Origin of the sequence: Methyloversatilis discipulorum (assembly GCF_000385375.1) — a bacterium.
GTDB classification, from domain to species: domain Bacteria; phylum Pseudomonadota; class Gammaproteobacteria; order Burkholderiales; family Rhodocyclaceae; genus Methyloversatilis; species Methyloversatilis discipulorum_A.
In genome coordinates this window covers 1,897,823-1,923,510 of record NZ_ARVV01000001.1, presented here as the reverse complement: position 1 = coordinate 1,923,510, position 25,688 = coordinate 1,897,823, and the positions used below count along the sequence as shown (strand labels likewise).

The window sequence follows — 25,688 nt, the reverse complement described above, 5'->3', positions numbered from 1 at the left end:
GGTAGCGAGCTTGCTCGCGATAGCAGCCTGAATCGAAGCCAGCGGACCGCAACCGCCGAGTCGCGGTCAGAAGACCGCTCCCACAGGGGTGTTCGCCCGCTCCGCCGTCGGAGCCAGAGCCGGGGTCCTGTGGGAGGGGTCTTCTGACCCCGACAGCAACCTGCATCGAAGCCGGCGGACAGCACAGGCCGTGTCGCGGCCAAGGCCGCTCCCACAAGGGTGTGCGCCTGCTCCGCCGACGGAGCCAGAGCCGGGGTTCTGTGGGAGGGGTCTTCTGACCCCGACAGCGGCCTGCATCGCAGCCTGCGGACAGCAGCGGCCGCATCGCGGCCAAGGCTGCTCTCACAAGGAATGCCGCCCGTGACCAGAGGTAATTGCCGCCGGGCCTTTCCCCACCCCCGCGCCCTCGCACTGTCATGGTGCACCGCAATCGCCCGCCGGGCCGTGGACATCGCAGCCAATGCCAGCAGGGACGCGGACGACCGCCGGAACACGCCCCTGTCAAGGCTGTCCGACCTCGTATCAGCGGCCTAGAATCGAAAGATTCACGTCAGGGAGGAGCCCACACATGCAACAGATCGATCTTGTCCCACTGACCGAAGAGGAAAAAATCGCCTGCCTGCCGGAGCAGGAAATTTCAGGCGAAGTGCTGATCGAAAAGTACGCCAAGGGCGGCGAAACCACCGTCGCCGAAGTGCGCCGCCGCGTAGCGAAGGCACTGGCCCAGGCCGAGGCGGAAGACCGCCGCGCACACTGGGAAGCGAAATTCCTCGAAGCGCAGGACCGCGGCTTCGTACCCGCCGGCCGCATCAGCTCTGCCGCCGGCACCAATCTCACCGCGACGCTGATCAACTGCTTCGTGCAGCCGGTCGGCGACTCGATCACCGAGATCGAAGACGAACGCCCCGGCATCTACACCGCGCTGGCACAGGCCGCTGAAACGATGCGCCGCGGTGGCGGCGTCGGCTACGACTTCTCCAGCATCCGTCCGGTGGGCGCCCGCGTGCGCGGCACGCAATCGCGCGCCTCCGGCCCGGTGAGCTACATGCGCGTGTTCGACCGCTCGTGCGAAACCGTGGAATCCGCCGGCAGCCGCCGCGGCGCGCAGATGGGCGTGCTGCGCTGCGATCACCCGGACATCGAACAGTTCATCCACGCCAAGGACGGTGGCGACCTGACCAATTTCAACGTGTCGGTCGGCGTGACCGACGTGTTCATGAAGGCGGTCGAAGCCGACACCACGGTCGACCTGGTGCACAAGGCCGAGCCGGCACCCGACCTGAAGGCAGCCGGCGCCTACCAGCGCGAGGACGGCCTGTGGGTCTATGCGAAGCCGCGCGCCCGTGATCTGTGGGACCAGATCATGCGCTCGACCTACGACCACGCCGAGCCGGGCATCCTGTTCCTCGACCGCATCAACCGCGACAACAACCTCTACTACTGCGAGCGCATCGAGGCGACCAACCCCTGCGCCGAACAGCCGCTGCCGCCCTATGGCTGCTGCGACCTCGGCTCGATCAATCTGGTGCGCTTCGTCAAGCGGCCCTTCTCCGAAGCGGCCGAATTCGACTTCGACGGTTTCCGCGAAGTGGTGGCGGTCGCCATCCGCATGCTGGACAACGTGCTCGACGTGACGCACTGGCCGCTGCAACAGCAGCATGACGAAGCGATGGCCAAGCGCCGCGTCGGCCTCGGCTTCACCGGCCTGGGCGACACCCTCATCATGCTGCGCCAGCGCTATGACTCACAGGAAGCGCGGCTGATGGCCTCGCGCATTTCCGAAGTGATGCGCGACGCCGCCTACCTTGCCTCGGTCGAGCTGGCCAAGGAGCGCGGCAGCTTCCCGCTGTTCAACGCCGACATGTATCTGTCGGGCGGTAACTTCGCGTCGCGCCTGCCGGCCGAGGTGAAGGAGCAGATCCGCAAGCACGGCCTGCGCAATTCGCACCTGCTGTCGATCGCGCCCACCGGCACCATTTCGCTGGCCTTCGCCGACAACGCCAGCAACGGCATCGAACCGCCCTTCTCCTGGACCTACACGCGCAAGAAGCGCATGGCCGACGGCACCTTCAAGGAATACGCGGTCGAGGACTACGCCTGGCGCCTGTTCAAGCACCTCGGCGGCGACATGGAAAAACTGCCGCCCTGGTTCGTCACCGCGCTGGAAATTTCCGCCGCCGCGCACAAGGACATGGTGGCCGCGGTTGCGCCCTACATCGACACCTCGATTTCGAAGACGGTGAACGTGCCGGCCGACTACCCCTACGCCGACTTCGAGGACCTCTACCTCGCCGCGTGGAAGGCCGGCCTCAAGGGCCTGGCCACCTACCGCCCGAACAGCGTGCTCGGCAGCGTGCTGTCGGTCGACACGCCGAAGACGGAAGAGAAGAAGCAGCCGCACGACGTCGAACTGGTCACCGGCGGCGCCAATCAGCGCCTGTCCATCGGCGCGCTGCCGGCGCCGGTGCTGTCCAGCCTGCGCTGGCCCGGCCGGCCGGACATGAGCGACGGCAACCCGAGCTGGACCTATATGCTGAAGACACCGGGCGGCGAATTCGCGCTCTTCGTCGGCCATACCGAGAACGAAGGCCCGGACGGCCGCATCCAGCCGCTGCCTTTCGAAGTTTGGGTCAATGGCGCCAACCAGCCGCGCGGCCTCGGTGCCGTCGCCAAGACGCTGTCGATGGACATGCGTGCCAACGATCCGGGCTGGCTCAAGCTCAAGCTCGACGTGCTGGCCAAGACCGTCGGCGACGCCAGCTTCGACCTGCCCTTCCCGCCGACCGGCGAACACCGCCGCATGCCGGGGGTGGTCGCCGCCTTCGCGAACGTCATCCGCTACCGCTGTGACAAGCTCGGCGCGCTTGACCGCGAAGCGCCGACGCCGGTGCTCGACACCCTGTTCGCCGTGCAGGAGCCGAAGACCGGTACCGACGGCACGCTGAGCTGGACAGTGGACATCAGCAATCCGGCAACCGGTGAAGACTTCGTGCTCGGCCTGAAGGAAATCACACTGCCCGGCGGCGAAACCCGCCCCTACTCGGTGTGGCTGTCCGGCAACTACCCGCGCGCGCTCGACGGCCTCACCCGCATCCTCGCGCTCGACATGCGCGTGATGGACCCGGCCTGGATAGGCATGAAGCTGCGCAAGCTCATCAGCTACCCGGAACCGCTCGGCGACTTCATGGCCTTCGTGCCCGGCACCCGCCGCCAGCAGAACTGGCCCTCGACCGTCGCCTACGTCGCCCGCCTCATCATCCACCGCTACGCGATGCTGGGCATCCTCGACGAGGACGGCTACCCCACCCGCGAAATGGGCATCCTCGAAGCCCCGCGCGGCGACGACGAACCCAAGCTCATGCAGGGCGCGCTGTGCAACGAGTGCGGCAACCAGTCGGTGATACGGAAGGACGGTTGCGATTTCTGCACGGCCTGCGGGGCGGTGGGGAGTTGCGGCTGACGCCTGCGTCCGCGAGGGCGCAGCGCTGAAACGGAAAGGGCCTGTCGGAAGACAGGCCCTTTTTCTTTGCGTGTCGGGCGGCGCTCGAACCCACCTTCACGGCGCAGGATTCTCGTCATCCTATCGGCCAAAAGTCTGATGCGTGGAAGGACGACGGCATCATGAGCTAACTTCCGTGAGACTCCTGCAGGCAGCGCGTCCGGTTTCGGGTTTTTGTACGTACCGCGCCCTGCGTCCCCATAAAAATCGTAATGACTATTTTTTGACAGCCACTCGTGACAAATCCGCATCAACTGTACATACGATTTCATGGGGAAATGCAGTGACAAGACCCACGGCATTTGAGCGAGTTCGGTGGTTGTTTTTTTGGCTCGCGATTAGAGTACTGGCGACTGCCGCTTTATTTCTCTCAACGGCGGTCATCTTCTTGTCTGCTTATGGCCTATTCCGGTCAGAGCAGACAATGGTATGGATTGTTATAGGAACTCTTTCTGTATTTATGTTCGTTTCCGCCATCAAACTAATTAGGGGATGGAATTTTTCTCCTGATGAAGTCAATGCGTGGTACTCAGGAGGGAAGGAAAAATAAATTCATGCTATCGCGATTTCCGAGCTTGCGGGTCCCGGATGAATATTTTCTAAAATCAAACGACCGCTGCCGTTCGGGCGCGCGGCGCCCCTTCAGCAAAAAGGCCGACGTACGAGGATGGCATCATCATGCGCCACCTACCATGAGATTTCTGCCCGGGGAGTAAATGGAGTAGACCAGTCTATTTCATCGAGAACGAAACGCGATGGAGCGGGAAACGCGGTTCAGATGGCGGACAGTAAGGCAGGTATGAGGACGCGACACAGGCAAGCAGCCCCTCTTCGCGGACCGAGGGGGCAGTGGTTCGCGCAAAAGATAGATAGTCGTGTAACACCGCAGATAAGAGGCCTGAATAAATGGATGCCGTCCGCAAGGCCTTGATTTCACGAATGAATCGTCTGCGGGGTCCGCTGGAATATCACGCAGGCTTCCGATATATCACGCAGTCATGATGTATACATCACGTTAGGCATCCATCATGTGCGTTCACCGTGGAGTCGTATCAGTTCGTAACACCCATCACGGCTCCCGCTGCAAGTCAGCATCGGCCGAAGACTTAGCCCGCTAGCCATATCGGAGAGGTTAACTCGCATGTCGCTCGGACGTAGGGAGGTAGAACTAGAGGCCGCACTAGATGACTGGGTACAGCTTGCGCCGAGTGCTCGAAAGTCTCTTATTCAAGAACTTGGAAGTATGGCGGTTGAGTCCGCAGAGACCGACAAGCTGTTCTCGTCCGCTTGCAACAAAGCGGCCAACTTGCTTCACCTCTTGGCGTCGGAAGGCGACGCCAAGTCTGTTTTCGCAAGTGCAAAGTGAAAAAATGCACAACTTCAGCTCGCATCAGCGGCCTAACCCGGCGCTCAACCTCGCTCCCTTCGGTCGCTGGACGCTGCGCGATAAAGCCGCGCAGCGCCGGTTAGCTCTACGTTAGACCTATCCGTCTCGTCATCGAAGGAGTACGCATGAGTTGGGATGTTTCGCTGTACAGGTTCAGCCAGCGCTATCAGTCTCTTGATGAGATTCCAGAAGATGAACAGCCATTCGCATTGGGGTCACTGAAGGAGATACAGCTAGCTGTCTCTGCCGCATTCCCTGGCACCAGCTGGGCCGACCCCATCTGGGGCATTTTCGAGGCTGAGTTTGGTTCGGTTGAGTTCAACGTCGGGAAGGAAGAACCTGTTGTCTGTCTTGCGCTTCATGTACGCGCAAGCGACGCCGTTCTCGGAGGCATTTTTGATCTGTGCAACAAGCTACAGTGCCAAGCAGTTGACCTCAGCTACAGCACATTTCTTGATCAAGCAGCCGATCCTGCCTCGGGCTTGGAGAAGTGGCGTGCATACAGGGACCAAATCGTCAGTGGTCAACAGGTCTAACCCTGCAGTCAAGCGGACCGCCCAAAGCTGCGCTTTGGGTTCGCTCGCTTTGCTCGCCGTCCGCTTACTTCCACGTTAGGCCGCACGAATGAAGCTATTCCTACGTTTGTTCGCTAACTGCGGTGGACCTCAAGAGGCTGCCGCTATTGATGCTCGGCTGCGTCAAGCGTTGAGTGCATGGCATCCCAGCCCCGCTTCTTTGGCTCGACCATACTGGAAGAACGAAGCGCAGTTCGAGTTCACGTTCAATCTCCAGCCAGCGAGTGCAGCAAGCTTCCAATCAATCACGTCCCTCACGAAAGAGGGCTGGGCTCCTCACCGTGTGAACGAACCAGAGAGCTCCGCCGTCTGGAATAAAGTACCGGGCAGTTCTTTCCTGGCACCCGAAGTTGCCTGGGCCAATCTGCAACTAATCGCAGGCTAGCCTATGAATTCTTCGCAAAGAAAGTGCGGCCTAACTGGGCGGTCAAGCGGACACCAACACAGGCCATGGCTTCGCCATTCTCATGGCCTGTGTTGGCACCCTCCGCACCTTCGGTGCTCCGGTGCCGCTTACCTTGGGCGTTAGGCCTCACACAGACCATGGTCGCAACTGAAACCGACACCGTGCTGTCCCACCTGATTGACGCGTTGCGCAAGCTGGCAGCTGCGACTTCCGACTCAAGAGTCATAAGTGCAGCGGCTCATTACGCCAGGCTGCTACAAACAACTCAGCCATCGCGCTGCGAGGATTTGGTGCGTCGTATTCGCGATGAACTAAATTCCCCGAAAACTGTTTTCACTGACTCGCTGGACAACGACGATTCATTTGGTTCGGCGAGAGATGCGGCTTATGTCGCAGCAAAAGCAGCAGTCAATCACTACGTAGGTCTTCGCCGCCCTGATCTAGCCGCCGTTGTGAGGGCGGGGCGTGAGGCCTAACATTTCGCTCAAGCGGACCAATCAATCGCTTCGCGATTGATGTGGCCGCTTAGCTCCAGCGTTATGTTTCAGTCCTTCACCAAGGGAGACTCTAGATGGGAGACTTAATCGAACACTCGGAAAATGGAGACGGAAACATCGAGGTCGTTCGCGTAGGGGACGGCGGTTCTCGTGTATCGCTCAAGGTGTATCAAGACATATATCACCAAGTTACTGGACGAACCGAGCAAATCCGAAAGCGCTATTCCGATAACTTGCTCGTAGAGTTCCCGGAAATTGAACAGTTGCATTTCAAGGTGCAACAGTTATGCGATGTACACAAAGTGGTCGCATGTAATGAAGTAATTTCTGTATTTCATGACAAAGAACGCAAAGAACAGTTCACTTCCTTTGAACGATTTCGCGCGTATAACGCCAATGCCGCGAGTCCAACTGTCAGCCTCGTCCTCAAATATAACTTCTCGATAGTGCCCGCAGGCTTAGAAAGGCCGCAAGAATATGTTGTGTCAATTCGCCTTACATCGCGTATCGCAATGCTTCAGCAAATCGAGGACGAAGCACCGCCGTTTGTTCGAGGCCACCTCGCTGGATTCGTCGCTCTAAACACAGCCGAGGTGACAGTCGACTACGCCGACTATGTGATAGCCAGAGGATTTCTCGAGGCCTTCGAGGAGTGGATTCGCGGCTGCAAGAAGGAAGCGCCCGTCGCCTGGCTTAACCCCTTGCGCCGCTGGTCGCATCTAGCGCCTGGGCTAGCGAAACTGGCTGTTGGCCTCATAATTTCTTGGTTTGCACTCCAGTCAGTTCCGGCTTTCTTTTCATCAACAACCTCACCGGAAACATGGGCGCGCTTCTTCGTCGTATACGCAGGAGGCGCTCTCATTCTAGTTCCCCTAATGGGAGCAATCGGTTCGCTTTTTGAGGAAGTTATCGACGGGTACCCCGTCTTGTCTTATTTGAAGTTAAACAAGGGCGACGCAAATTTGATCGACGAATTTGCCAGTCGGAAACGCTTCGTAATGCTCAAGCTATTCGGGAGCTCTGCATTTTCAGTATTGCTTGGCATAGCGTCATCGAAGCTCGAGAAACTAATCCGAAACATAACACTACGCTCAACCGGACCGCCCAACAACCGCGCTGCGCGCGCCTGTTGGGTACCCTCCGGCCTTCGGCCTCCGGCGGCCGGTTAGCTCCACGTTGGGCGTCATGAGAATCACAGTTCTGCTCTTCGGGTTGCTTATACCGACACTTGCAGCCGCAGAGGTGTCGGACAAGATTCCGACCATTGGTTTTCTTCTGCTGCAAGGCATCTTATTCGGCGCTGCCGCCTTGGCGTTGGCTGGGTTCCGCTGGTGGCTAGCCTTACTCGGCATGGGCTTAGGGGCAATCATGCTGTGGGGTACTTGGGACCTGTGGCAGGAGCCCTACATGAGAACGGCAATATTGAACGAGCAAGGCATGGTGTACTTTTTCTCGGCCGCCGCTTCATCTCTGCTGGTTGCCGTGGGTGCGCTTGGCGGGCTTGTCCTTGGTAAACGAAAAGCGCCCAACAAGGCGCTCCATCGGACGCCAAAAAGACTACCGCCTTTTTGGCGCCGCTGAGCTTTCACGTTGAACGTCACCGGTTCTTCGTGTTTCTGGCGGGCGGTCCGAGTCGGCGTGCAGCGCCCGAGCAGGCGACTGCAACGGTCAGCGAGAATGATCGCCGCACACTCCGAGCACGCGTGAGGTGGCCCCTTGTTGCGCCATGCCCATGTGCTAGTGTTTCGGGGCATTGAGGGCGGCGGGCCGTTGCGGGCGCCGCTGGCCTGGTTCAGTTCGGATCACCTTTGAGGGGCAACGGCTTCGTCATGCACAACCTGCCTTCGCTGACGGTGTCGGTGCCGTCCAACACTACGGTCGAGAGGACCGCCCAAAGCTGCGCTTTGGGTGCCCTGCGCGGCTACGCCGCTCCGGCGGCCTCTCACCTACGACGTTGAACGTCACCGGTTCTTTAGGTTTCTGGCGGGCGGTCCAAGTCGACGTCCTGCGCCCGCGCAGGTACCTGCGCCGAACAGTGCGATTTGCAGGGTAAGCACTCCGGGCATGAGTGAGGTCGCCCCTTGTTGCGCCATGCCCTTGTGCTAGTGTTTCGGGGCATTGAGGGCGGCAGGCCGTAGCGGGCGCCGCTGGGCTGATTCAGTTCAAATCAACTGTGAGGGGCTAGGGCTTCGGTATGCACAACGTGCCTTCGCTAACGGTCTCGGTTCCGTCCAACACTGCGTTCGAGCGGACCGCCCAAAGCTGCGCTTTGGGTGCCCTGCGCGGCTGCGCCGCTCCGGCGTCCGCACAACTACGACGTTGGGCGTCATGAACAAAGACTCTGCGATTAGCATCGCAGCGACTTTCCTGAGAGATCGAGGGATTTCGTTTTGCATGCCCGCAAAAGTTGAACCATCCGGGGAAGATGCAATGGAAGTAGTGTTCCTGGTTCCCGAAGCACTTGATCCGCAGGTCGCTGTAGTTGATCCGCCGGATGTTCGAGTCATTGTCTTTTTTTCGGGCGAGGCGCGGCTTGTCTACCAAATGTAAGCATCTTTACCCAGTTCGCTCCCGGACGCCCAACCCTGCGGTCAAGCGGACCGCCCAAGGCTGCGCTTTGGGTTCCCTCGCTCTGCTCGGCGTCCGCTTACCTCCACGTTAGGATTCGGCATGCATAAGAACTGGTGGCGCATTTTTCTTCTGTTGCTTTTGGGTCCGGTGGCTGCTTGTGACGCTCAGGTTAAGGCCGGGAGTTTTGCCAAGGATCGAGCAAGTGCCCTTTCAGGAGTACAGGAATTTCGACGGCTGTACGCCCAACAGAATTTCACCGGCATGTATAAACTCGCGTCCCCTGCGATGAAGAGCTCCATCACGCAAGAGCAGTTCATTGCAGCTGAGGAGTCAGCTCAAACGCTGCTCGGAAAATACTTATCCTCCACGCTGGTAGCAACGTCCTGTTTTCCCAATGAGGTGCGATTGATCTACCACACGCAGTTCGAGAAGCAGCAGATAACGGAAATGATGGTCTGGTCTGTGCCAGAGACAACCGCATTTTTGCATGCGTACAAGACTTCATTCGGCTATGCACCTGTTGATAAAAAGGCGCAAGTTGGCTGTCCATCCTAACCATCCGGTCCAGCGGACAGTCGGCCAGCTGCGCTGTCCGCCTACCGCTGACCTTCGTCGTTAAACCCCACTAGTGCGTATCCGGATCGACGTCTCCGTCTTCTCGTCACCGACGAGCGCCTTTGGCAATGCCACTGGGCACATCGAGGTCTTGGAAGTGCCAAAGGCACAGAGAGCCTTTCCATGGCCTGCCGGTTGGTCAGCCGAAAGGCCTTCGTACTTCACCCCAGAGCAAAGTCTCGTAATGAGCGTCAGAGAAGTTGAAGGGCAGTTCTTTGTCATGCTTTATGGGATCGTGTGCAACTCAGTTTCGGACGCGAAGGATTGCGCGGCATTCCTGGCAGACCGAGGAGGTCTCTTCTTCGACGAGTATGAACATCCAGCCCCAAGCCGTGAGGCTTAACATTTCAGTCGAGCGGACCGCCTGCGGCGTCCGCTCACCTTCACGTTGAACGTCACCGGTTCTTTAGGTTTCTGGCGGGCGGTCCAAGTCGACGTCCTGCGCCCGCGCAGGTACCTGCGCCGAACAGTGCGATTTGCAGGGTAAGCACTCCGGGCATGAGTGAGGTCGCCCCTTGTTGCGCCATGCCCTTGTGCTAGTGTTTCGGGGCATTGAGGGCAGCAGGCCGTAGCGGGCGCCGCTTGCCTGGTTCAGTTCAAATCAATTGTGAGGGGCAAGGGCTTCGTCATGCGCAACGTGCCTTCGCTGACGGTCTCGGTGCCGTCCAACACTGCGTTCGAGCGGACCGCCCAAAGCTGCGCTTTGGGTTCCCTGCGCGGCTGCGCCGCTCCGGCGTCCGCACAACTACGACGTTGGGCATCAAAAATCATTTTAATGGTCGGAGCTTAGTATGAAGTCTTGTCTCAAAGCCCTAATTGCAATTGTTTTTGCTATCTCATGCCAAGTGGCTCTTGCCGAATTTCGACTTCGTATTAAGTCGGATTACGAAGCTGGTGTCGCGCAACACGAGAGGGGTGACATCAAGATGGCCATAGTTTTCTTTGAGCAAGGAGCGGAGAAGGGTGACCCAAAATCTATTTTTGCCTTGGGAACTTATTACTACTTTGGAGAGGGTGTAGTTAAAGACTACGCAAAGGCAAAGTCACTCTTCGAGAGTAGTTCCGAGAAAGGGGAAACAGGAGCAGACACGATGCTTGGTCTGATGTACCTGAAAGGTGAAGGTGTATCGCCTGATATTGGTCGTGCCAAGGAATATTTTAGTAAAGCCTCATATTCATGTGATGCCACTGCTCAGAACCAGCTCGCACACCTCCTCTACTCGGGAGAAGCTGGCTCGTCCAATAAAGCAGAGGCACTAGCGTGGGTGTACATAGCCGCGCCCAACAATGACGATGCAGCCAGCGGTGTGTCTCATGTCGAAAAGCTATCCTCTGCAGAAGAAGTTAAGGCAGCAAAGAGCCGCAAAGTTGAGTTAGAAGCCAAATTGGTATGCCCAAAGTGATGCCCAACCCTGCGCTCCAGCCGAACCGCTACAGCGGGCTTCGTCCGCCTATGCGGTCGGCTGAGCTTAAACGTTAGGGATCTCGATATGACTGCCATCCGCATCTTCGGAGCACACGTTCGTACTTCGCTGCTCGTCGTGGCGTTGGTCGCTCTTACACAATCGTCGTTTGCGGCAGACGATGTAGTCCCATTCTTGCGTGGTCATGCCTCTTGGGTCAGGGCAATCGCGCTCGCGCCGGATGAAACGAAAGTCCTATCTGGTAGCGAAAGCGATGGAATCCGATTCTGGGACATCCTTACCAAGAAGGAACTGGCGCACTTCAATGCACATCACATTGCTAACCTCTACGCGACTTTCGATGTGAAATTTACCCCCGATGGAGCCTTTGCTGTTTCAGGCGGCCTCGATAAGGCCGTTGAGATTTGGAATTTGAAGACACTAAATAGCGAACGTCGGCTCGTTGAGCATCCGTGGGGAATCAATGCTGTTTCGGTATCTGCACGGGGCGATACCATTCTTTCTGCGGGTCCAGGCGGTGCGTTGATTCTTTGGAATCGCGCCACAGGGAAATCTATATGCCAATTGATTGGGCATGAGCGCATGTACGCGTTGAACAGTGTGGCCTTCCTCAATGACGGAAAGAATGCCATCTCCGCTAGCCAAGACCAAAGCATCCGAACGTGGGATTTGTCTACATGTAAGCAGTTGTCGGTAATCCAAAACAAAGCATACAAAGGCGGTCCACTTGCTTTGGGGATGGGTGGCAATCTTGCGGTTTCCTACGGAATTGATCGGAAAACACTTGTGATGTGGGACCTTACTACCGGTCTTGAACTTAGGCGAATGACTGGGCATACCATGGACGTCAGAGCAATACGGCTTTCTCCAGATGGGCGACGCGTTATATCTGGCGGGCAAGACAAAAGGCTGCTTACATGGGACGCGGCTACAGGAAAACTAATCAAGGAGCAGCCCATGCCAACGGAAATCGCGTCGATAGCAGTATCTCGGACGGGGGCGTTTGCTCTAGTTGGTGGTAAGGACGGGACTATTTACCGCGCGTCGCTGGAGTGAAATCGATCCCTAACATGGCGCTCAACCTGGCTCCCTTTGGTCGCTGGACGCTGCGCGATAAAGCCGCGCAGCGCCGGTCAGCTCTACGTTAGACACCATGCGAGTGATCCGCAAATACTGGCACCTGATCGCTTTGATGGTGGTGGGATGCCTCGTTGCCTCGTGTGCTTGGTGGAAGCTGGAGTCTGACAAACCATAGCTCAACGATGTTTCGGCGACGCTGGTTTCGGTGGGCACGCAGGGCTCACTTTTGATACTCAATCTTGAAGGCGTTGACGTGCGTCTGGGGTATCTTTCTTTTGGACGACGATGTGGGAAGGTGCGGGAGCAGCTACTGAATCTGCGGGGGCAACGCCTAACTGTTCAGTACGATGTTGCCGCCAGCAGACCGCTTGTGGCGGGGCAGTATCACCGTGTCTTCGGGATCCACGCTGGCCAGAGCGCGGTCTGCTCCTACAGCGACATTGCCGCCATGCGCCATGGAAACGATCTGCTTGGAATTCAGATCGGGCTCGGCATGGCATTGGCGTCGTTTGCATGGATGCTTTTCTCTAGCGCTCTTTCCAGGCCTGGGCCATACGACGAGTTTCGGAGAAAGGCGGCTTCGGTCAGACGCGCAAGGGAACTTCAAGAGGAAGAAAAAGCAAGAGCCGATCTGGAGGAAGGGGAGAACGTCATCGGCGATCAGTGGAGGCTCACCGAGAAATGACGCTGCAACTCGTGCTGTTCCGTGCGCCGTGGGGCCTAACTGGTCGTTCCAGGCGACGGCCTACGGCCGCGCCTGAACTCTGACGTTGGGCTCGCATTGAATGCGCATAAGCAACGATCAGGCGAGACAGCAAGCCATGGCGCTTGCCGAGTCCTTTCTCAAAGGCCAAGAGCAGAAAGCGGGCTGGTCTTGGCAAGTGATAGACGCATCTCCGGACGAAATGGCTTCTGATTCAAAACACAGAAAGACATGGACCAAGTGGGCCGTCGTCATCGAGTGGAAACTCAATGGCTACGTGATCGACGGTCCAAGAGTCCTTCGCGTCGATCTTCTGAGCCAGCAGGTCGCGTCATATGCATGAGCCCGTATCGAAAAATAGGGGACCGACCACATTTTCCGCAATCTCAATCTCTGGTGGGGCGACATAATCGTAGCCCGACCACTATTCGAATCGCATATATCCCGATTTTCGGCGTTAGCCCTCTCATGACGAACAGCGCCGAAGCCGCCGCTCACTGGGCAAAGTTCATTGCAGAATGTCCTGAGTTCGTCGCTGGCGAAGCGCCTCTCGCACAATTCAACGCCGGGAAGATCACACGCCTTTGTGAGTGTGGTTGTAACAGTTTCAACATGGTGCTTGAGGAGGGAAGGCAAACCGCTCCAATCGTCCCGCCTTCCGGGAGAGGTCACGCTGTCTTTCTTGCTGAGTTCCCGACAAAGCAGCCGCCCGGTGCGTCCCTTGAGTTCATTGTCTATGCGGATGCAAACGGAGATTTCGATGGGCTCGACGTGCATCTGAACGGAAACACCGAACCCATTCCAGAGAAATTGGTTGTCTCCGAGGCCCCTTACCATGCGTATGGAATTCTGGCCCGAAGGGGCCGACCCTGCAGTCGTGCGGACCTGAGCGAAAAGCAGCGCAGGCCGCCCACTTCCACGCCAGCCATCATGAAATACCTCACCGTTGTGTTCTTGTTTGTGGCCACGCTCGCCGCGGCGCCATCTGTCCATTCCGCCGACAGGAAGGGGTCCATGTCGCACGTAGAAGAGAGATCCGAATCCGGCAGTCCCATCTATCGCCACAAGCCACGCAGCCCGGAATGGACCGCTCCAAGGCACTCCGGAAAAAATCTGGAAGAGGTGGAAGCTCACGTCGAGAAGTACATCGGGAAGGTTGAGTCCGTCTACCACGAAGTTCTGTCCGATCTGGTCCATCTTGATGTGCTGATCGTTCCTGCTACGGCGGAACGTCCTTATCACGTGCTGGTGACCAGCGGTGTAAGCGACGAACCGATGAATGTTCCTGAGGGGATGCAGAAATTCCGTCGGGTCGAGCTTCTTATCGCTCTGCCGCGTGACTGGCCTCTCGACCAGGAATCGCTCAAGAACGAAGCGAACTACTGGCCGGTAAGGTGGCTGAAGACGATCGGGCGCCTGCCCCATGAGTACAAGACGTGGATCGGGTGGGGGCATTCGATTCCCAATGGCGACCCGCCGGAACCCATTGCAAATACGGGTTTTGTCGGCGCGATGCTCACGCCACCGTATTCACTGCCCAAAGACTTCTTCCAGTTCCGGACAAAGTCCGGGGACACGATTTCGTTCTACGTGCTGACGCCGCTGTACAAGGAGGAAATGGACCTCAAGCTCAAGAAGGGGGCCGACACGCTGGAAGAGCGGTTTGAGAAGCGGGGAATCGGGTTTGTCCTTGATACGAAGCGGGCAAACGTTGCCAAAGCAAAGGGTTGGTTCGGAAAGTAATGGCAGCACCCCTCCAGCCGACGCCGTGTGGCCGGTCATTCCACATGAGAAGACGTGCCACGTTTTCATTCAAGAACTTTTCGAACACTGACTTAGAAAACCGTGATCTACCCCCGGTTTGGTTTTTCGAGAACGCCCGGCAGCGACGGGGATGGCCCTCAGGGAGCGACTATCAAACGGCGATCGCGGAACTGAAACGATGATGAACAACTTCTTACCGCCGAAGGCCGGCAGCAACCATCCGCCCTGCAACGGGGTATTTCTCGCGCATCGCTAGGCCTCACATGTCCAAAGAAGACGTAGTGCGACGCACGACATACGGTGCCGTGGCTGTGAGCGTGATGCTGTACTTGGCGAGTTTGAGTTTGCCCGCGGCAGTGACGGGGGCGTACCCTTTCGAGGTCAGACGTACGGTGGTATCCGGACTGGAATTCCTCGGGATCGGATGGCTGGGAGTGTATTTTCTGTGCGCGGCCTGGCTGGCAAATTTAGCGATCATCGTTGCGTGGATCTCACTCACGCTGGAGAAGGTAGCTTCTTCGCCGTGGTGGTCAGTTGGCTCACTCATCCTCATGCTAGATACCTTTCGCTTCAACGCTCTCTGTATTCCGGCTAACAAAGAGGGGGGCGGATGTCAGCGCATCTATGAGTACTCGTGGGGTTTCTACCTTTGGGTCGCCAGTGCTGTTGTGTTGACTGTTGCGAGCGTCTGGCGCCGCTTCGTGTCGCTTGAGGAGCGTCGCAGTGCATCGGACGACCAAAAGACTTCGAAGAGGCAGTCTGGTGAGGGTCTCTAACTGCATATATTGACTCCCCGATAATCAAGACGGAGCGATAGTCTGGTTTCTCCGGATCGTGCTCTTGCAGTCGCATATCCGGCATCGGTAGTGGGTTTTGAGTGACTCCTGCCGACGTGGCATCTGCGCGGGCGCGCCACTCGATACAGCGGCACACACCGCGTCCGTCAGAACTTCGGCGCCGTCCCCTGCCCCTTCAGCTTCCGCACCGCCTCGGCCTTGAGCTGTTCCACCCACTCGGCCGATCTGCGGTTGCTGGCGACCATGCCGCCCTGATCGACCAGCCAGGCTTCGAAGTTCTGCACCGGTTCGCTGTTCCATTCGTAGCGCAGCACGATGCCGCAGCGTGCGACGTCCGGCGTGGGGCCAAGGGCGTCGACCAGATGCGGCACGCGCTGCCGTGCGTACTGTTCCAGCACCTTGACCGCACCCGGCTGCAGCAGCGTGCCCATGGCGTTATTCCAAGGGATGCGCTGGCCCTTGCGATCCTTGTCCACGCTGCACTGGGGTTTGCCCTCCTCGCTCCAGTGCACGACGGCGCGACCGCCGGCAACCGGCGGCGTGCGCGCGGCGTAAGGACCGTAGCGCGCGACCAGCGACGACATCATCTGCTCGCTGCCCGGCGGCTGGGGCGCCGAACCGCGCCGCATGACCGCGATGACGCGCGGCTCGGCTGGCGGGCTGGCGAACCAGATGCCGATGCCGGAACCGGCCATCGTGACGCCGATCTGGTCGAGGAATTCCGGCGACTCCAGTGAATTCACGCCGTCGAAATAGGGGAAGGTGGCAAGGTTGCGCTTCAGCTTCGCGCTGGCGTCGAAGGCCTGTACGGCTTTGACGGCTTCGGCTTCGGTCATGCCGATGCGCACGCCGGCGATGTCGAGTTTTGCGGCGGGGGTGGTGGCGTTCTGCGCCAGTGCGGGTAAGGCGCCGACGATCAGCGCGCCGGCCAGTGCGAGGCGGGAAAGAACGGTTCCTGTCTGCATGGAAAAGCTCCTGTCATACATTGTCGGTGGGCGCGTCGCCGCCGGTGCAGTCCCGGCTGCCGCGCGTGGGGCGTGAGGTTTCCCGTCGTATGCCGCCCGTACGCTATGGTAGAAATCCGCACGGGGCGCTTGCGCCCCCCAAACAGGGGAGAAACCCGCTCACGGAGGCGTCACCCATGTCCTCACCGGAACTTGCCGACGCCCGCCTGTCGGCGCTGATCGCGCACTACTACGACGCTGCGCTGGACAGCAGCCTGTGGCCGGGCACGGCAAAGCGTACCGCACAGGCGCTCGATTCCACCAGCACCGTCATCAAGCTGCACGGCGGCGGCGCGCAGGTGGATCTGCTCGAATGCACCGACAATCTGGTGGTCGCGGAGCGCGATCGGGCCTGGGCCGAGGACTGGCATCGCCGCGACCTGTGGGTGGAACGCTCGGTCGCCCACGGTCTGTCGCGCGTCATCACCGACGAGGATCTGGTGACGCCCGAGGAACAGGCACGCAGCGGTTTCTACCAGGAATGGCTGCGTCATCTCGACATCCACCACATGCTGGGCGCGGTGTTCCAGGCGGCCGACGGCGTCATCGGCGTGCTGGGTATCCATCGCACGCGCGAAGCCGGTGCGTATTCCGAAGTCGAGCGCAGCAAGGTCGCGCTGCTGCTGCCGCACCTGCAACGCGCGCTGCGCCTGGGCCGGCGCCTGTCGGCTCTGTCGCAGGCGCACGCCGCCGCGCTGCAGGCGCTCGACCGCGTAGATGCCGGCGTGATCGTGGTCGATGAGCGCTGCCGCGTCGTGCTGTCCAGCGCGATGGCGGACGCGCTGTTGCGCGGGAACACCGAACTGGCCGTGCATGGCGGATGCCTCGTGCTGCAGCAACCGGCGCTGCGCGATGCGCTGTCGGCGCAGGTGCGCGCGGCGGTCAACGTCGCGCAGGGCGAGCCGGGCGATGCCGGGGCCGCGCTGTGCGTGCCGCGTGCAGGACGGCTGCCGCTCGTGCTCGAGATCGCGCCACTGCGGCCGACGACCTCGGTGTTCGGCGATCAGGGGCCGGCGGCGCTGGTGTTCATCCGCGACCCGGAAGCGCCGGCCGATCTGGACAGACTGCGCGCACTGTTCGACCTCACGCGGACCGAAGCCGCAGTCGCCGCCGCGCTGGCACAGGGGCGCTCGCTGGAAGGCATCGCGTCGGGGCTGGGCATCGGCCTGGCGACCGTCCGTTCCCACCTCAAGCGCATCCTCGCGAAGACCGGCACGCACCGCCAGGCCGAAGTCGTCGCCCTGCTCGCCCGCTGCGCCTGACCAGAGACGCCCGACCGCGGATCAGGCGCAACCCCTGTGAGAGCGGCCGTGGCCGCGACTCGGCCGTTGCATGCCGCTGGCGTCGGCACAGGCCGCTGTCGGGGTCAGAAGACCCCTCCCACAGAACCCCAGCCACGGGCTCCGGCCGTGGCCCGGACTGAACCCCTGTGAGAGCGGCCTTGGCCGCGACTCGGCCGATGCATGCCGCTGGCGTCGGCACAGGCCGCTGTCGGGGTCAGAAGCCCCCTCCCACAGAACCCCAGCCACAGGCTCCAGCCGTGGCCCGGACTCAACCCCTGTGGGAGCGGCCTTGGCCGCGACGGGGCCGTTGCAGACCTCCATCCCGGTCAGAAAACCGCTCCTGCTCGAAACGCATCCGCTCGGCTACCCACCCGGCGCCTGCTTCGTCACCGCCGCCCGTATCTCCCTCAGCTTCGCCTTCACCCGCGCCGCGTTGTCCGAACCCATGCGCAGCATGATCTTCTGCCCTTCCGACAGCTTCTCAAGCTCGGGGTCGGCGAAGGTGTAGAGCACCTTGGGCTGGGCGAGGCGCAGGGGGCCGGCAAGTTCGGGCGCAGCCAGCAGGTGGTCGATCACCTCGACCAGGCGATTGTTGAAATAGCCGTCCGGGTAGCCCAGTTCGACGTAACGCTGCTGGAACGCAGGGTAGTTGCGCACATAGGCGTCGACGACGGCGGCGGTCGGTACGGTGTCGACCAGATGAATATATGTGCGGTAACGGGCGGCGTTGGATTCGTCCAGCACCAGGGTGTCGCCGCTGCCGGCGGTGGCCGTGGGGCCGGGCACCGGTTTCACCGGCATCAGGCGGCGCGCCACTTTCTCGCGCGGCAGGTTGTCCACGGTGACGACGATGCGCCGCACGATGTCGGTGCTGTTGAACAGGGTGTCGACCGAGGCGCCGAACAGCGCGCGCAGCGCGGCCAGCAGTTTCGCGTCCGGGTCCACCTCGGCGCCTGCGGCGTCGGCGACCTCCGGCGCGGCGATCGGGTAGTGCGGCGCCGGCTCGGGCGCAGGCGCCTGAGGTTCGGGTGCCGTTACGACGGGCGCCTCGATCGGGGCCGGCGCGTCGGCCGGCTCCGCCCGTTGCTGCAGCCAGTACAGATAGCCGCCCACGCCCGCCACGGCCAGCACCACTGCCGAAACTGCCGCCGTTGATTTCTTCATGTCGGTCTACTCCCCGGTTGCGGTCCAGCAGGATGGACAGACACGCGGCGATGAATATCCGGCTAAAGCTTTTCGGGATGTGGCAGACCGCCCGCCAGCCGCGCCTTGGCATGGACCGCAGGCCCTCCTTCGCACCAGCCAATTCACGATAATTCAATGACTTGGCGGCGAAGCCAGAACCGCTCGCTGGTGCTCCCCCCATTCATCACCGCCTCGCCCCCCGCATCCTGACAGTGACTTTTCGTCGCATGTCTCGCCATCAGCCGGGTGTTCGGGCATGCTGGCGCGCCTTGAGCAACCGACGCCCCCGAGACGCTGTGGCCCTCATTGCTCCGCCTTCCGCTGCGGTTTCGTCGCGCCCCGACTGGCGCGTATTCCTGCTGCTGCCGCTGCTGCACTTCGCCAGCGTGAAGCTGACGATGTCGCTCGCGTTGTCGCCGGAGAACGAGGTCGTGGTGTGGCTGCCGAACGCGGTGCTGCTGGCCGCACTGCTGCACTGGCAGGGCGCGCGCGGTGGCTGGATGGCGGCGCTTGTGCTGGCTTCCGACATCTACGCGAACATCCCGGCCTTCCCGCCCTTGCAGGCGACGCTGGTCAGCCTGTGCAATCTGTCCGAGGTGGCCTTCACCTATCTGCTGATGCGCCGGCTCGGCGTTTCACCGGGGCTGGAACGCATCCACGATTTCGGCCGCTTCCTGCTGGCCGGGCCGCTGCTCGGCTCGCTCGGCGCCTCGCTGCTGGCCGGTGTCGTGCTGCTGACGCTGGACCGGGTCAGCGCGCCCTACTCGACCCTGACGCTGCTGTGGTGGTTCGGCGACGCACTCGGGCTGCTCATCTACACGCCCTTGCTGCTGGCCTTCCTGCGCCCCGACCCGGAAGGCGCGCGCGGTGGCCCGGCAGGCATCGCGATGGTGGGGCTGACGCTGGCCTTCGCCGCCCTGCTGTTCACCCAGCCGGTCAATGCCGGCGCCGCTTTCCACGTCGCGCTGACGCCACACCTTCTGCTGCTGCCGCTGCTGTGGGTGGCGGTGCGCTGCGGCACGCGCTGCACCGCGCTGACGGTGGCGCTGATCGCGCTCGGGGCCGCATGGTCGGTCACCACCGGACACCAGCCCTTCGGCGCGGCCTCGCCGCACGACACGATACTGCGCGCGCAGGAGTACATCCTGACGCTGAGCATCATCGGCATGGGGCTGTCCATCCTGCTGCGCGAACAGCGCGCGCTGGCGCAGGACCTCGAGGACAAGGTGCGCGAGCGCACGGTCGAGCTCGAAGCGTCGAACCGCCGTCTGGCCGAGTTGAGCGCCACCGACAGCCTGACCGGCATCGCCAACCGCCGCCGCTTCGACGAAACGATGGAAGCCGAGTGGGCACGCGCGCGCCGCAGCGGCGAGCCACTCGCGCTGTGCCTGCTCGACGTCGACCTGTTCAAGCCCTACAACGACCACTACGGCCACCTCGCGGGCGACGACTGCCTGCGCCTGGTCGCCGAGGTGATCAACGCGCACGTGCGCCGCGCCAGCGATCTGGTGGCGCGCTACGGCGGCGAGGAATTCGCCTTCATCATTCCCGGTGTCGATGCCGACGGCGCGCTCGCCACGGCGCACGCCGTCTGCGCCGCGCTGCAGGCACGCGGCCAGCCGCACGTGCGCTCGCCCTTCGGCGTGCTGACGGCCAGCATCGGCGTGGCCGTCATGGTGCCGACCGACGACGACACGCCGGACCAGCTGGTGCGGCTGGCCGATCAGGCGCTGTACGAGGCCAAGCGCGCCGGCCGCAATCGCGTGGTGCAGGTGGCCAGCGAGGACGTCGAAACACTGCGTGCCGTGCACCGCCGCTGACGCGGCAACGAGCGAGCGGTCACGCTCAGGCGGTGGCGCACACCACGCGATTGCGCCCCTGCCGCTTGGCCCGGTACAGGCACTCATCGGCACCGGCGATCGCGGCGTCGAGCGAATCGTCGTCCGGCCGGCAGGCGGCAACACCGAAACTGGCGGTGATGCGCAGTTCGCCGCCGTCATCGAGCGGAATGCGCAGCGCCTCGATCGCGCTGCGCAGACGCTCGGCGTGCTGGATGGCGCTGGCGACGTCGGTGTGCGGCATCAGCACGACGAATTCCTCGCCGCCGTAGCGCGCCGCCACGTCGCCGCGCCGGCTCTGTTCGCCGCACAGCCGCGCCACCTCGACCAGTACCGCGTCGCCCACGACGTGGCCGTAGCCGTCGTTCACCTGCTTGAAGTGATCGATGTCGAACAGCGCGACCGCCACCGGATAGCCATGGCGCTGCTGGTTCGGAATGTGGCGCTCGGCCAGCGTGAAGAAGCCACGCCGGTTCGGCAGCCCGGTCAGGAAGTCGGTGTTGGACTGATCGCGCAGCTGCTCGACCAGACGCTGGCGTTCGTCCTCCAGCGCGACGCGCGCGATGCTGTTGGCGCGCAGCACGCTGATCGCCTGCAGCACGTCGGCCACTTCGTCGCGATAGCGCGGACTGGGCACCGTGCGCTGCAGATTGCCCTGAGCGATCGCCACGAGCAGATCGGCGGTTTCTTCGAGCGGGCGCACCACGCGGTGATGCACCACCCACAGCGTGAGGCCGAGCAGGCCCAGCGTGAGCAGACCGCCGGCGCCGATCCAGACCAGCGCAGTGCGCGCCTCGGCGTGACCGCTGCGCGCCTGGTCGAGCGCTTCGTCCATCAGCACGTCGCGCAGCGCGACGATGGAATCCATGTCCGGCACGTAGCGCGCGGCGAAGCCGGCGGCGTCCATGCCGTACTGCGCGTCGTCCAGACCGTGGGCGGTCAGTGCCTCGACGAAGGGGATGGCAGATTCGAAGTAGCGCAGCTGCATCGTCGCGGTGGCGGTCTGTACCGGCACGCGGTCGGGTGCCGCTTCGGTGCGCTGTACCAGCAGCTTGCGCAGTTGCTCGACCCGGCCACGCAGCCGTTCGATCTCGACATGTTCGGCGTCGCGCAGCGGCTGGCGCGACGTCAGCGCGACCGTGAACTGCGAGCCGAGCTGGCCGGCGTACTCGCGCAGGTCGGCAGCGATGCGGGCGCCGATCAGCGCATCGGCGGCGCGCGGGTAGGCGGCGACCGCCTCGTTGGTCAGCCGTATCAGGGCCGGCGACAGATCGTCGATCACGGCGAACATCTTGCCGATCGCCTCGCTGATGTCGGCCGGGCTGCGACGCGCTCGCGGCAGCGCGGCGGTGCGGTCTATCGCTTCGCGCGCGTGGGCGAGCTGCAGCGCGGCGCGCGCAATCAGTGCGCGCACCTCGTTGCGCGGCGCCGAAGGCGTACCCACGGTGCGCTCCAGCACGGCGAAGGCGTCGTCGGTACGCGCCCGCGCCTGGGCCAGACGCTCGTGCTTCGCCGGGTCACCCGGCAGATCGTCGCCCAGCACGCCGTTGGCCGGACCGCGCTCGCGCGACGCCATCTCGGCCGCGCGCAGCAGATGCCCGAGGTGTTCCATCGCCTCCAGGCCGCTGCGCGCCTGCGCGGCGCGCGACCACTCGACCACGACGATGCGCAGCGACAGGCCGAGGACGGCACCGGCGAGCAGGAGGCTGACCAGCCAGAAAAGACGGTGGAGGCGCATTCGGGAAGGAAAACCCCGCGCACGCAAGGCATGGCGCGGGGTATCAGGTCTGTTCTTGTTGTGCTTGTCGGAAAACGGGGATCGGGTGCCGGGCACCGCTACGGGTACCCGGAAGGGCGCCCAGTGTAGCCCGGTCGGACGCGCCTGCAACGACCTGGATCAAACACTGTTGGCGCCACCCGAGCCGGCCGGCGTCGCCGAAGCGACGCCGGCCCGACCGGTCAGAGGCGCTTTTCCCACTCGCGAACCTGTCGTTCGGCTTCGTCCTTGGCGATGCCGTAGCGCTCCTGGATCTTTCCGGCGAGCTGTTCGCGGCGGCCGGCGATGACATCAAAGTCGTCGTCGGTGAGCTTGCCCCACTGCTCCTGCACCTTGCCCTTGATCTGCTTCCAGTTGCCTTCGATACGATCGGTATTCATGGCGATTCCTTTCATGGATGGATGGAAGTTCCGGCAGACACGACCTGCGTGCCCGCGGACGGGTTGGGTCGGTCACTGTTCGAGCAGACCGGCCAGTTCATCGGCGTGCTCTTCCTCGTCGAGCAGGATGTCTTCGAGCAGACGCCGGGTCGTCGGGTCCTTGTCGGCCACGAGCGCGATCATCTGGCGGTAGGCCTCTACCGCCACCCGCTCGGCCAGCAGATTGGCGCGCAGCATGGACTTCAGATCGAGCGCCGCGTCGTAGCCTGCGTGGCTGCGGTCGAGCAGCCCCTCGGGGCTGAAATCGGGCTCGCCACCGAGCTGCACGATGCGCGCGGCCAGACGGTCGGCGTGCGCCGCCTCCTCGTTCGCGTGCACCATGAATTCAGCGGCCACCGCCGGCGCGTTGAGACCGGTCGCAGTGAAGTGATGACGCTTGTAGCGCAGCACACAGACCAGCTCGGTGGCCAGTGCGCCGTTGAGCAGGCGCACGATGTCGGCCGCCCAGGGACCGATGGCGGGTGTGACCGCGCCATCATCGAGGTGCTGGTGCACACGCTGCAGTGCCGCGTGGTCCAGTTCGAGCGGACCGGCGGTATCCGGCCGGCCGGACGACGGAAGGCTTGCGAGGTTCATGAAGATCTCCTTTCCGGTTCGGTGCGCCGCGCTCAGTCGATGGCCTTCAGGCCGAGCAGACCGAGCACCAGCAGCACGATGAATACCGCGACGAACACGAAGAACAGGATCTTCGCGATGCCAGCCGCGCCGGCGGCGATGCCGGTGAAACCGAACAGGCCGGCGACGATGGATACGATCGCGAAAATGAGTGCCCACTTCAGCATGACGTTCTCCTTGGGTGAGGACAGTCGGTACCGGAGCGGAAGCATTGGCGCCGCCGCGGTATGACTGAATCATGGGCGAGCGGCGCCTGGAAGCGTATAGGTGATCGGGCAGCGCCTTGTAGGCGCATGCCCATGCGCTGTCGGAACGGTCCGACGCGGGCGGGAGATGTGTGGGGACTACTCCGGGACGTAGACGAGCGAGCCGTCTTCCATCCGGTAGGCGGTGCCGGCCTTCACGCCGCGGCCGGCGCCCGCCTCGCCTTCGCCGCGGAAGCGGCTCAGCTGGTCGCCCTTCCTGACGACGATTTCCATGTTCGGCTGGCCGGCGTTGCGGATGACGGTCAGGTCGCCGGCGGCGAACGGATTCAGCGGATGACGCGCCACGGCGATCAGCAGCGCCGCGATGATGACCAGGAACACGTCGATCAGATTGACCACCGACAGGATGGGGTCGTCGTCCTCGGTATCGTCGAGCAGGCGCGTTCTCATCGTGCCGCCTCCGCCTGCAGCATCGGCACACGGTGCTCGGCCACCGCGTCGCCGGCGCGCTCACGCTCGATGCGCAGCAGGTCGGCGGCATACCAGCGGCGACGCACCTGAGCCACGGCGTAGGTGATGGCCGAGGCGATCAGCGCCAGGATGACCGCCGAGAACGCAACACCCAGCCCGCTCGATACCGACGCCAGATCGCCGTCGCCAAGCGCGGCCAGCGCCGGACCCATCGGAATCATCGTGGCGACCAGGCCCAGCAGCGGCGCCACCCGGGTGGCGATGCGCACGCATTCCAGCCGCTGTGCCGCGATCACCTCGAGTTCGCCGCTGCCGATGCGCGGATCAGCGCGCACTACCTGGCGCAGTTCGAAACCGCCCGGGTGACCGCCGCGCCGCTGCAACGCCTGCACGACGAAGGCGCCGAGCGCGAAGAAGGCGTACAGGAACAGCGCGGCGATGGCGAGCAGCACCGGCGTCAGGAAGAACTGGCTGACGCCGTACAGCCCGCTTTCGATCGATGAGGTCATGTCCGCTCCATATATATATGCACAAGGGATTCAGGCGGCGCGGCGCAAGGGCTGCGGCCGCAGCTGTGGGACCGCGGCGGGTGCCGGCCGCGGACGCTGCCGCAGTCGGGCGAGCGCACCGGCGAAGAAAGCGGCCAGCAAGGGCAACAGCCACAGACTGTCCGGCAAGGGTGGCGAAATCGGCTGCGTCGTCACCTCGACCAGTCGGCGACCGGCGGTGGGGGCCGGATCCGGCTGCGCCGGCGCAGAGGGTGCTGCCGCCGATTCCGGCGCCACGGTATCGGTGCCTCCCAGGCGTCGTGCACGGACCGGCGCCGGCGCGGCTTCATCGACCCGGGCCACGGACAGCTGGAAGTCGGCGGCGGCCAGGTCGGCGCTGGCGTCGGCGGTCATCGGCGGCTCCGGCGCCTCGCCGACGCCGTGCCCGCTGCCGTCGCGTACCGCGGTGTGGTGCCCGGTGCGCAGGAATTCCTGCGCCGATTCGTCGCCCTCGGCCGCCGCCTCGCGGAACCAGCGCATCGCCTCTTCGACGTTGCGCTCGACGCCGCGCCCCTGGTACAGCGCGGTGGCGTAATGCATCTTGCCCAGCGGCCCGTAGTAGGGATCGCCGCTGTTCGCCGCACGCAGCAGCATTTCGGTGGCCTTGACCGGGTCCTGCGGCACGCCCTGCCCGTTCTCGTACATCAGCGCTTTCCAGATCAGCGCGCCGGTGTAGCCGGCGGCGATGCACTTGTCGAACACCTTGTTCGCCGTCGCGTGGTCACCGCATTTCGACAGCAGATAGCCGGCCGCGCAGCTGACCGGCCCGGCCGGCTGCGACGCCACGTACTGCAGCGACAGTTCGCCGACCGCGTTGTCGAGGTCATCGGGTGAGGCCGGCTGCGCCGCGCCACCGCAGAAACGGTTGCCCTCGTCGGCACTCAGCGGTGGTACGGCAAGCTGCGCACAGAAAGCGACGAAGACGGGCAGCAGGCGACTGCATCTGCGCTGCCTGGGTGATGCATGCATACAGAGACTCCCGGAACGGACCGGGACAGAATCT

23 protein-coding genes are annotated in these 25,688 nt (G+C 62.5%); 14 read left to right on the top strand and 9 right to left on the bottom strand.

Features of this window, described 5'->3' with window-relative positions; all coding sequences use genetic code 11:
• Positions 1-568: 568 nt before the first annotated feature.
• The 12 genes from METRZ18153_RS0109050 (at position 569) to METRZ18153_RS21080 (ending at position 15,297) form a co-directional block, all read left to right on the top strand.
• Positions 569-3,460, top strand: a complete 2,892-nt coding sequence (locus METRZ18153_RS0109050; RefSeq protein ID WP_020164431.1) for an adenosylcobalamin-dependent ribonucleoside-diphosphate reductase — start codon at positions 569-571, stop codon at positions 3,458-3,460.
• A 1,551-nt stretch (positions 3,461-5,011) separates the two neighbouring features.
• The gene (locus METRZ18153_RS0109045; RefSeq protein ID WP_020164430.1) at positions 5,012-5,422 is read left to right on the top strand and encodes a hypothetical protein; all 411 of its coding nucleotides are present in this window, start codon (positions 5,012-5,014) and stop codon (positions 5,420-5,422) included.
• Positions 5,423-6,004: 582 nt separating this feature from the next.
• Positions 6,005-6,343, top strand: a complete 339-nt coding sequence (locus tag METRZ18153_RS20860; protein WP_157257220.1) for a hypothetical protein — start codon at positions 6,005-6,007, stop codon at positions 6,341-6,343.
• A 95-nt stretch (positions 6,344-6,438) separates the two neighbouring features.
• Entirely contained in the window at positions 6,439-7,533 is a 1,095-nt protein-coding gene (locus METRZ18153_RS20855) for a hypothetical protein (RefSeq protein ID WP_157257219.1), read from the top strand.
• Positions 7,534-7,549: 16 nt separating this feature from the next.
• A complete protein-coding gene (locus METRZ18153_RS0109035; protein WP_020163345.1) occupies positions 7,550-7,945 on the top strand; it encodes a hypothetical protein in 396 nt (131 codons plus the stop codon).
• 1,089 nt (positions 7,946-9,034) lie between these two features.
• Positions 9,035-9,490 carry a hypothetical protein gene (locus tag METRZ18153_RS20850; RefSeq protein WP_157257218.1) on the top strand — a complete coding sequence of 152 codons (456 nt, stop codon included), beginning with the start codon at positions 9,035-9,037 and terminating at the stop codon, positions 9,488-9,490.
• An 851-nt stretch (positions 9,491-10,341) separates the two neighbouring features.
• Positions 10,342-10,953 (top strand): tetratricopeptide repeat protein, encoded by a 612-nt coding sequence (locus METRZ18153_RS20605; RefSeq protein WP_081629084.1) that lies wholly within the window; start codon positions 10,342-10,344, stop codon positions 10,951-10,953.
• A gap of 87 nt (positions 10,954-11,040) precedes the next feature.
• A complete protein-coding gene (locus METRZ18153_RS20600) occupies positions 11,041-12,030 on the top strand; it encodes a WD40 repeat domain-containing protein (protein WP_081629083.1) in 990 nt (329 codons plus the stop codon).
• 229 nt (positions 12,031-12,259) lie between these two features.
• Positions 12,260-12,739, top strand: coding sequence for a hypothetical protein (locus METRZ18153_RS0109030; RefSeq protein WP_157257217.1), 480 nt, complete (start codon positions 12,260-12,262; stop codon positions 12,737-12,739).
• Between the two features lie 100 nt (positions 12,740-12,839).
• Complete coding sequence (locus tag METRZ18153_RS0109025; RefSeq protein WP_020164427.1) at positions 12,840-13,100, top strand: hypothetical protein; 261 nt, start codon at positions 12,840-12,842, stop codon at positions 13,098-13,100.
• Positions 13,101-13,225: 125 nt separating this feature from the next.
• Positions 13,226-14,500, top strand: coding sequence for a suppressor of fused domain protein (locus METRZ18153_RS21085; RefSeq protein ID WP_232416010.1), 1,275 nt, complete (start codon positions 13,226-13,228; stop codon positions 14,498-14,500).
• Positions 14,501-14,832: 332 nt separating this feature from the next.
• Positions 14,833-15,297, top strand: coding sequence for a hypothetical protein (locus tag METRZ18153_RS21080; protein WP_232416009.1), 465 nt, complete (start codon positions 14,833-14,835; stop codon positions 15,295-15,297).
• Positions 15,298-15,464: 167 nt separating this feature from the next.
• Here METRZ18153_RS21080 and METRZ18153_RS0109010 read toward each other — a convergent pair whose 3' ends face one another.
• Entirely contained in the window at positions 15,465-16,283 is an 819-nt protein-coding gene (locus METRZ18153_RS0109010) for a hypothetical protein (protein WP_020164424.1), read from the bottom strand.
• A gap of 176 nt (positions 16,284-16,459) precedes the next feature.
• On the opposite strand from METRZ18153_RS0109010, the gene METRZ18153_RS0109005 reads away from it, so the two are divergent.
• Positions 16,460-17,584 (top strand): helix-turn-helix transcriptional regulator, encoded by a 1,125-nt coding sequence (locus METRZ18153_RS0109005; protein ID WP_020164423.1) that lies wholly within the window; start codon positions 16,460-16,462, stop codon positions 17,582-17,584.
• Positions 17,585-17,968: 384 nt separating this feature from the next.
• On the opposite strand, the gene METRZ18153_RS0109000 is transcribed toward METRZ18153_RS0109005, so the two are convergent.
• Positions 17,969-18,769, bottom strand: coding sequence for a DUF3014 domain-containing protein (locus METRZ18153_RS0109000; protein ID WP_029143655.1), 801 nt, complete (start codon positions 18,767-18,769; stop codon positions 17,969-17,971).
• 317 nt (positions 18,770-19,086) lie between these two features.
• Between METRZ18153_RS0109000 and METRZ18153_RS20070 the strand changes: the two genes are divergently transcribed.
• Positions 19,087-20,610 (top strand): GGDEF domain-containing protein, encoded by a 1,524-nt coding sequence (locus METRZ18153_RS20070; RefSeq protein ID WP_232416008.1) that lies wholly within the window; start codon positions 19,087-19,089, stop codon positions 20,608-20,610.
• Positions 20,611-20,635: 25 nt separating this feature from the next.
• Here METRZ18153_RS20070 and METRZ18153_RS0108990 read toward each other — a convergent pair whose 3' ends face one another.
• The 7 genes from METRZ18153_RS0108990 to METRZ18153_RS0108960 all read right to left on the bottom strand — a co-directional run bounded on the left by METRZ18153_RS0108990 (position 20,636) and on the right by METRZ18153_RS0108960 (position 25,654).
• Positions 20,636-22,366 carry a GGDEF domain-containing protein gene (locus METRZ18153_RS0108990; protein WP_020164421.1) on the bottom strand — a complete coding sequence of 577 codons (1,731 nt, stop codon included), beginning with the start codon at positions 22,364-22,366 and terminating at the stop codon, positions 20,636-20,638.
• A 221-nt stretch (positions 22,367-22,587) separates the two neighbouring features.
• The gene (locus METRZ18153_RS0108985; RefSeq protein ID WP_019918505.1) at positions 22,588-22,785 is read right to left on the bottom strand and encodes a CsbD family protein; all 198 of its coding nucleotides are present in this window, start codon (positions 22,783-22,785) and stop codon (positions 22,588-22,590) included.
• A gap of 72 nt (positions 22,786-22,857) precedes the next feature.
• Positions 22,858-23,421, bottom strand: a complete 564-nt coding sequence (locus tag METRZ18153_RS0108980; protein WP_020164420.1) for a ferritin-like domain-containing protein — start codon at positions 23,419-23,421, stop codon at positions 22,858-22,860.
• Between the two features lie 32 nt (positions 23,422-23,453).
• Entirely contained in the window at positions 23,454-23,627 is a 174-nt protein-coding gene (locus METRZ18153_RS20595) for a DUF1328 family protein (RefSeq protein ID WP_020164419.1), read from the bottom strand.
• A gap of 177 nt (positions 23,628-23,804) precedes the next feature.
• Entirely contained in the window at positions 23,805-24,116 is a 312-nt protein-coding gene (locus tag METRZ18153_RS0108970) for a DUF2149 domain-containing protein (protein ID WP_020164418.1), read from the bottom strand.
• The gene (locus METRZ18153_RS0108965) at positions 24,113-24,646 is read right to left on the bottom strand and encodes a MotA/TolQ/ExbB proton channel family protein (RefSeq protein WP_020164417.1); all 534 of its coding nucleotides are present in this window, start codon (positions 24,644-24,646) and stop codon (positions 24,113-24,115) included. Before METRZ18153_RS0108965 ends, METRZ18153_RS0108970 begins: the two co-directional genes overlap by 4 nt.
• A gap of 30 nt (positions 24,647-24,676) precedes the next feature.
• Positions 24,677-25,654, bottom strand: coding sequence for a tetratricopeptide repeat protein (locus tag METRZ18153_RS0108960; protein WP_020164416.1), 978 nt, complete (start codon positions 25,652-25,654; stop codon positions 24,677-24,679).
• Positions 25,655-25,688: the final 34 nt, after the last annotated feature.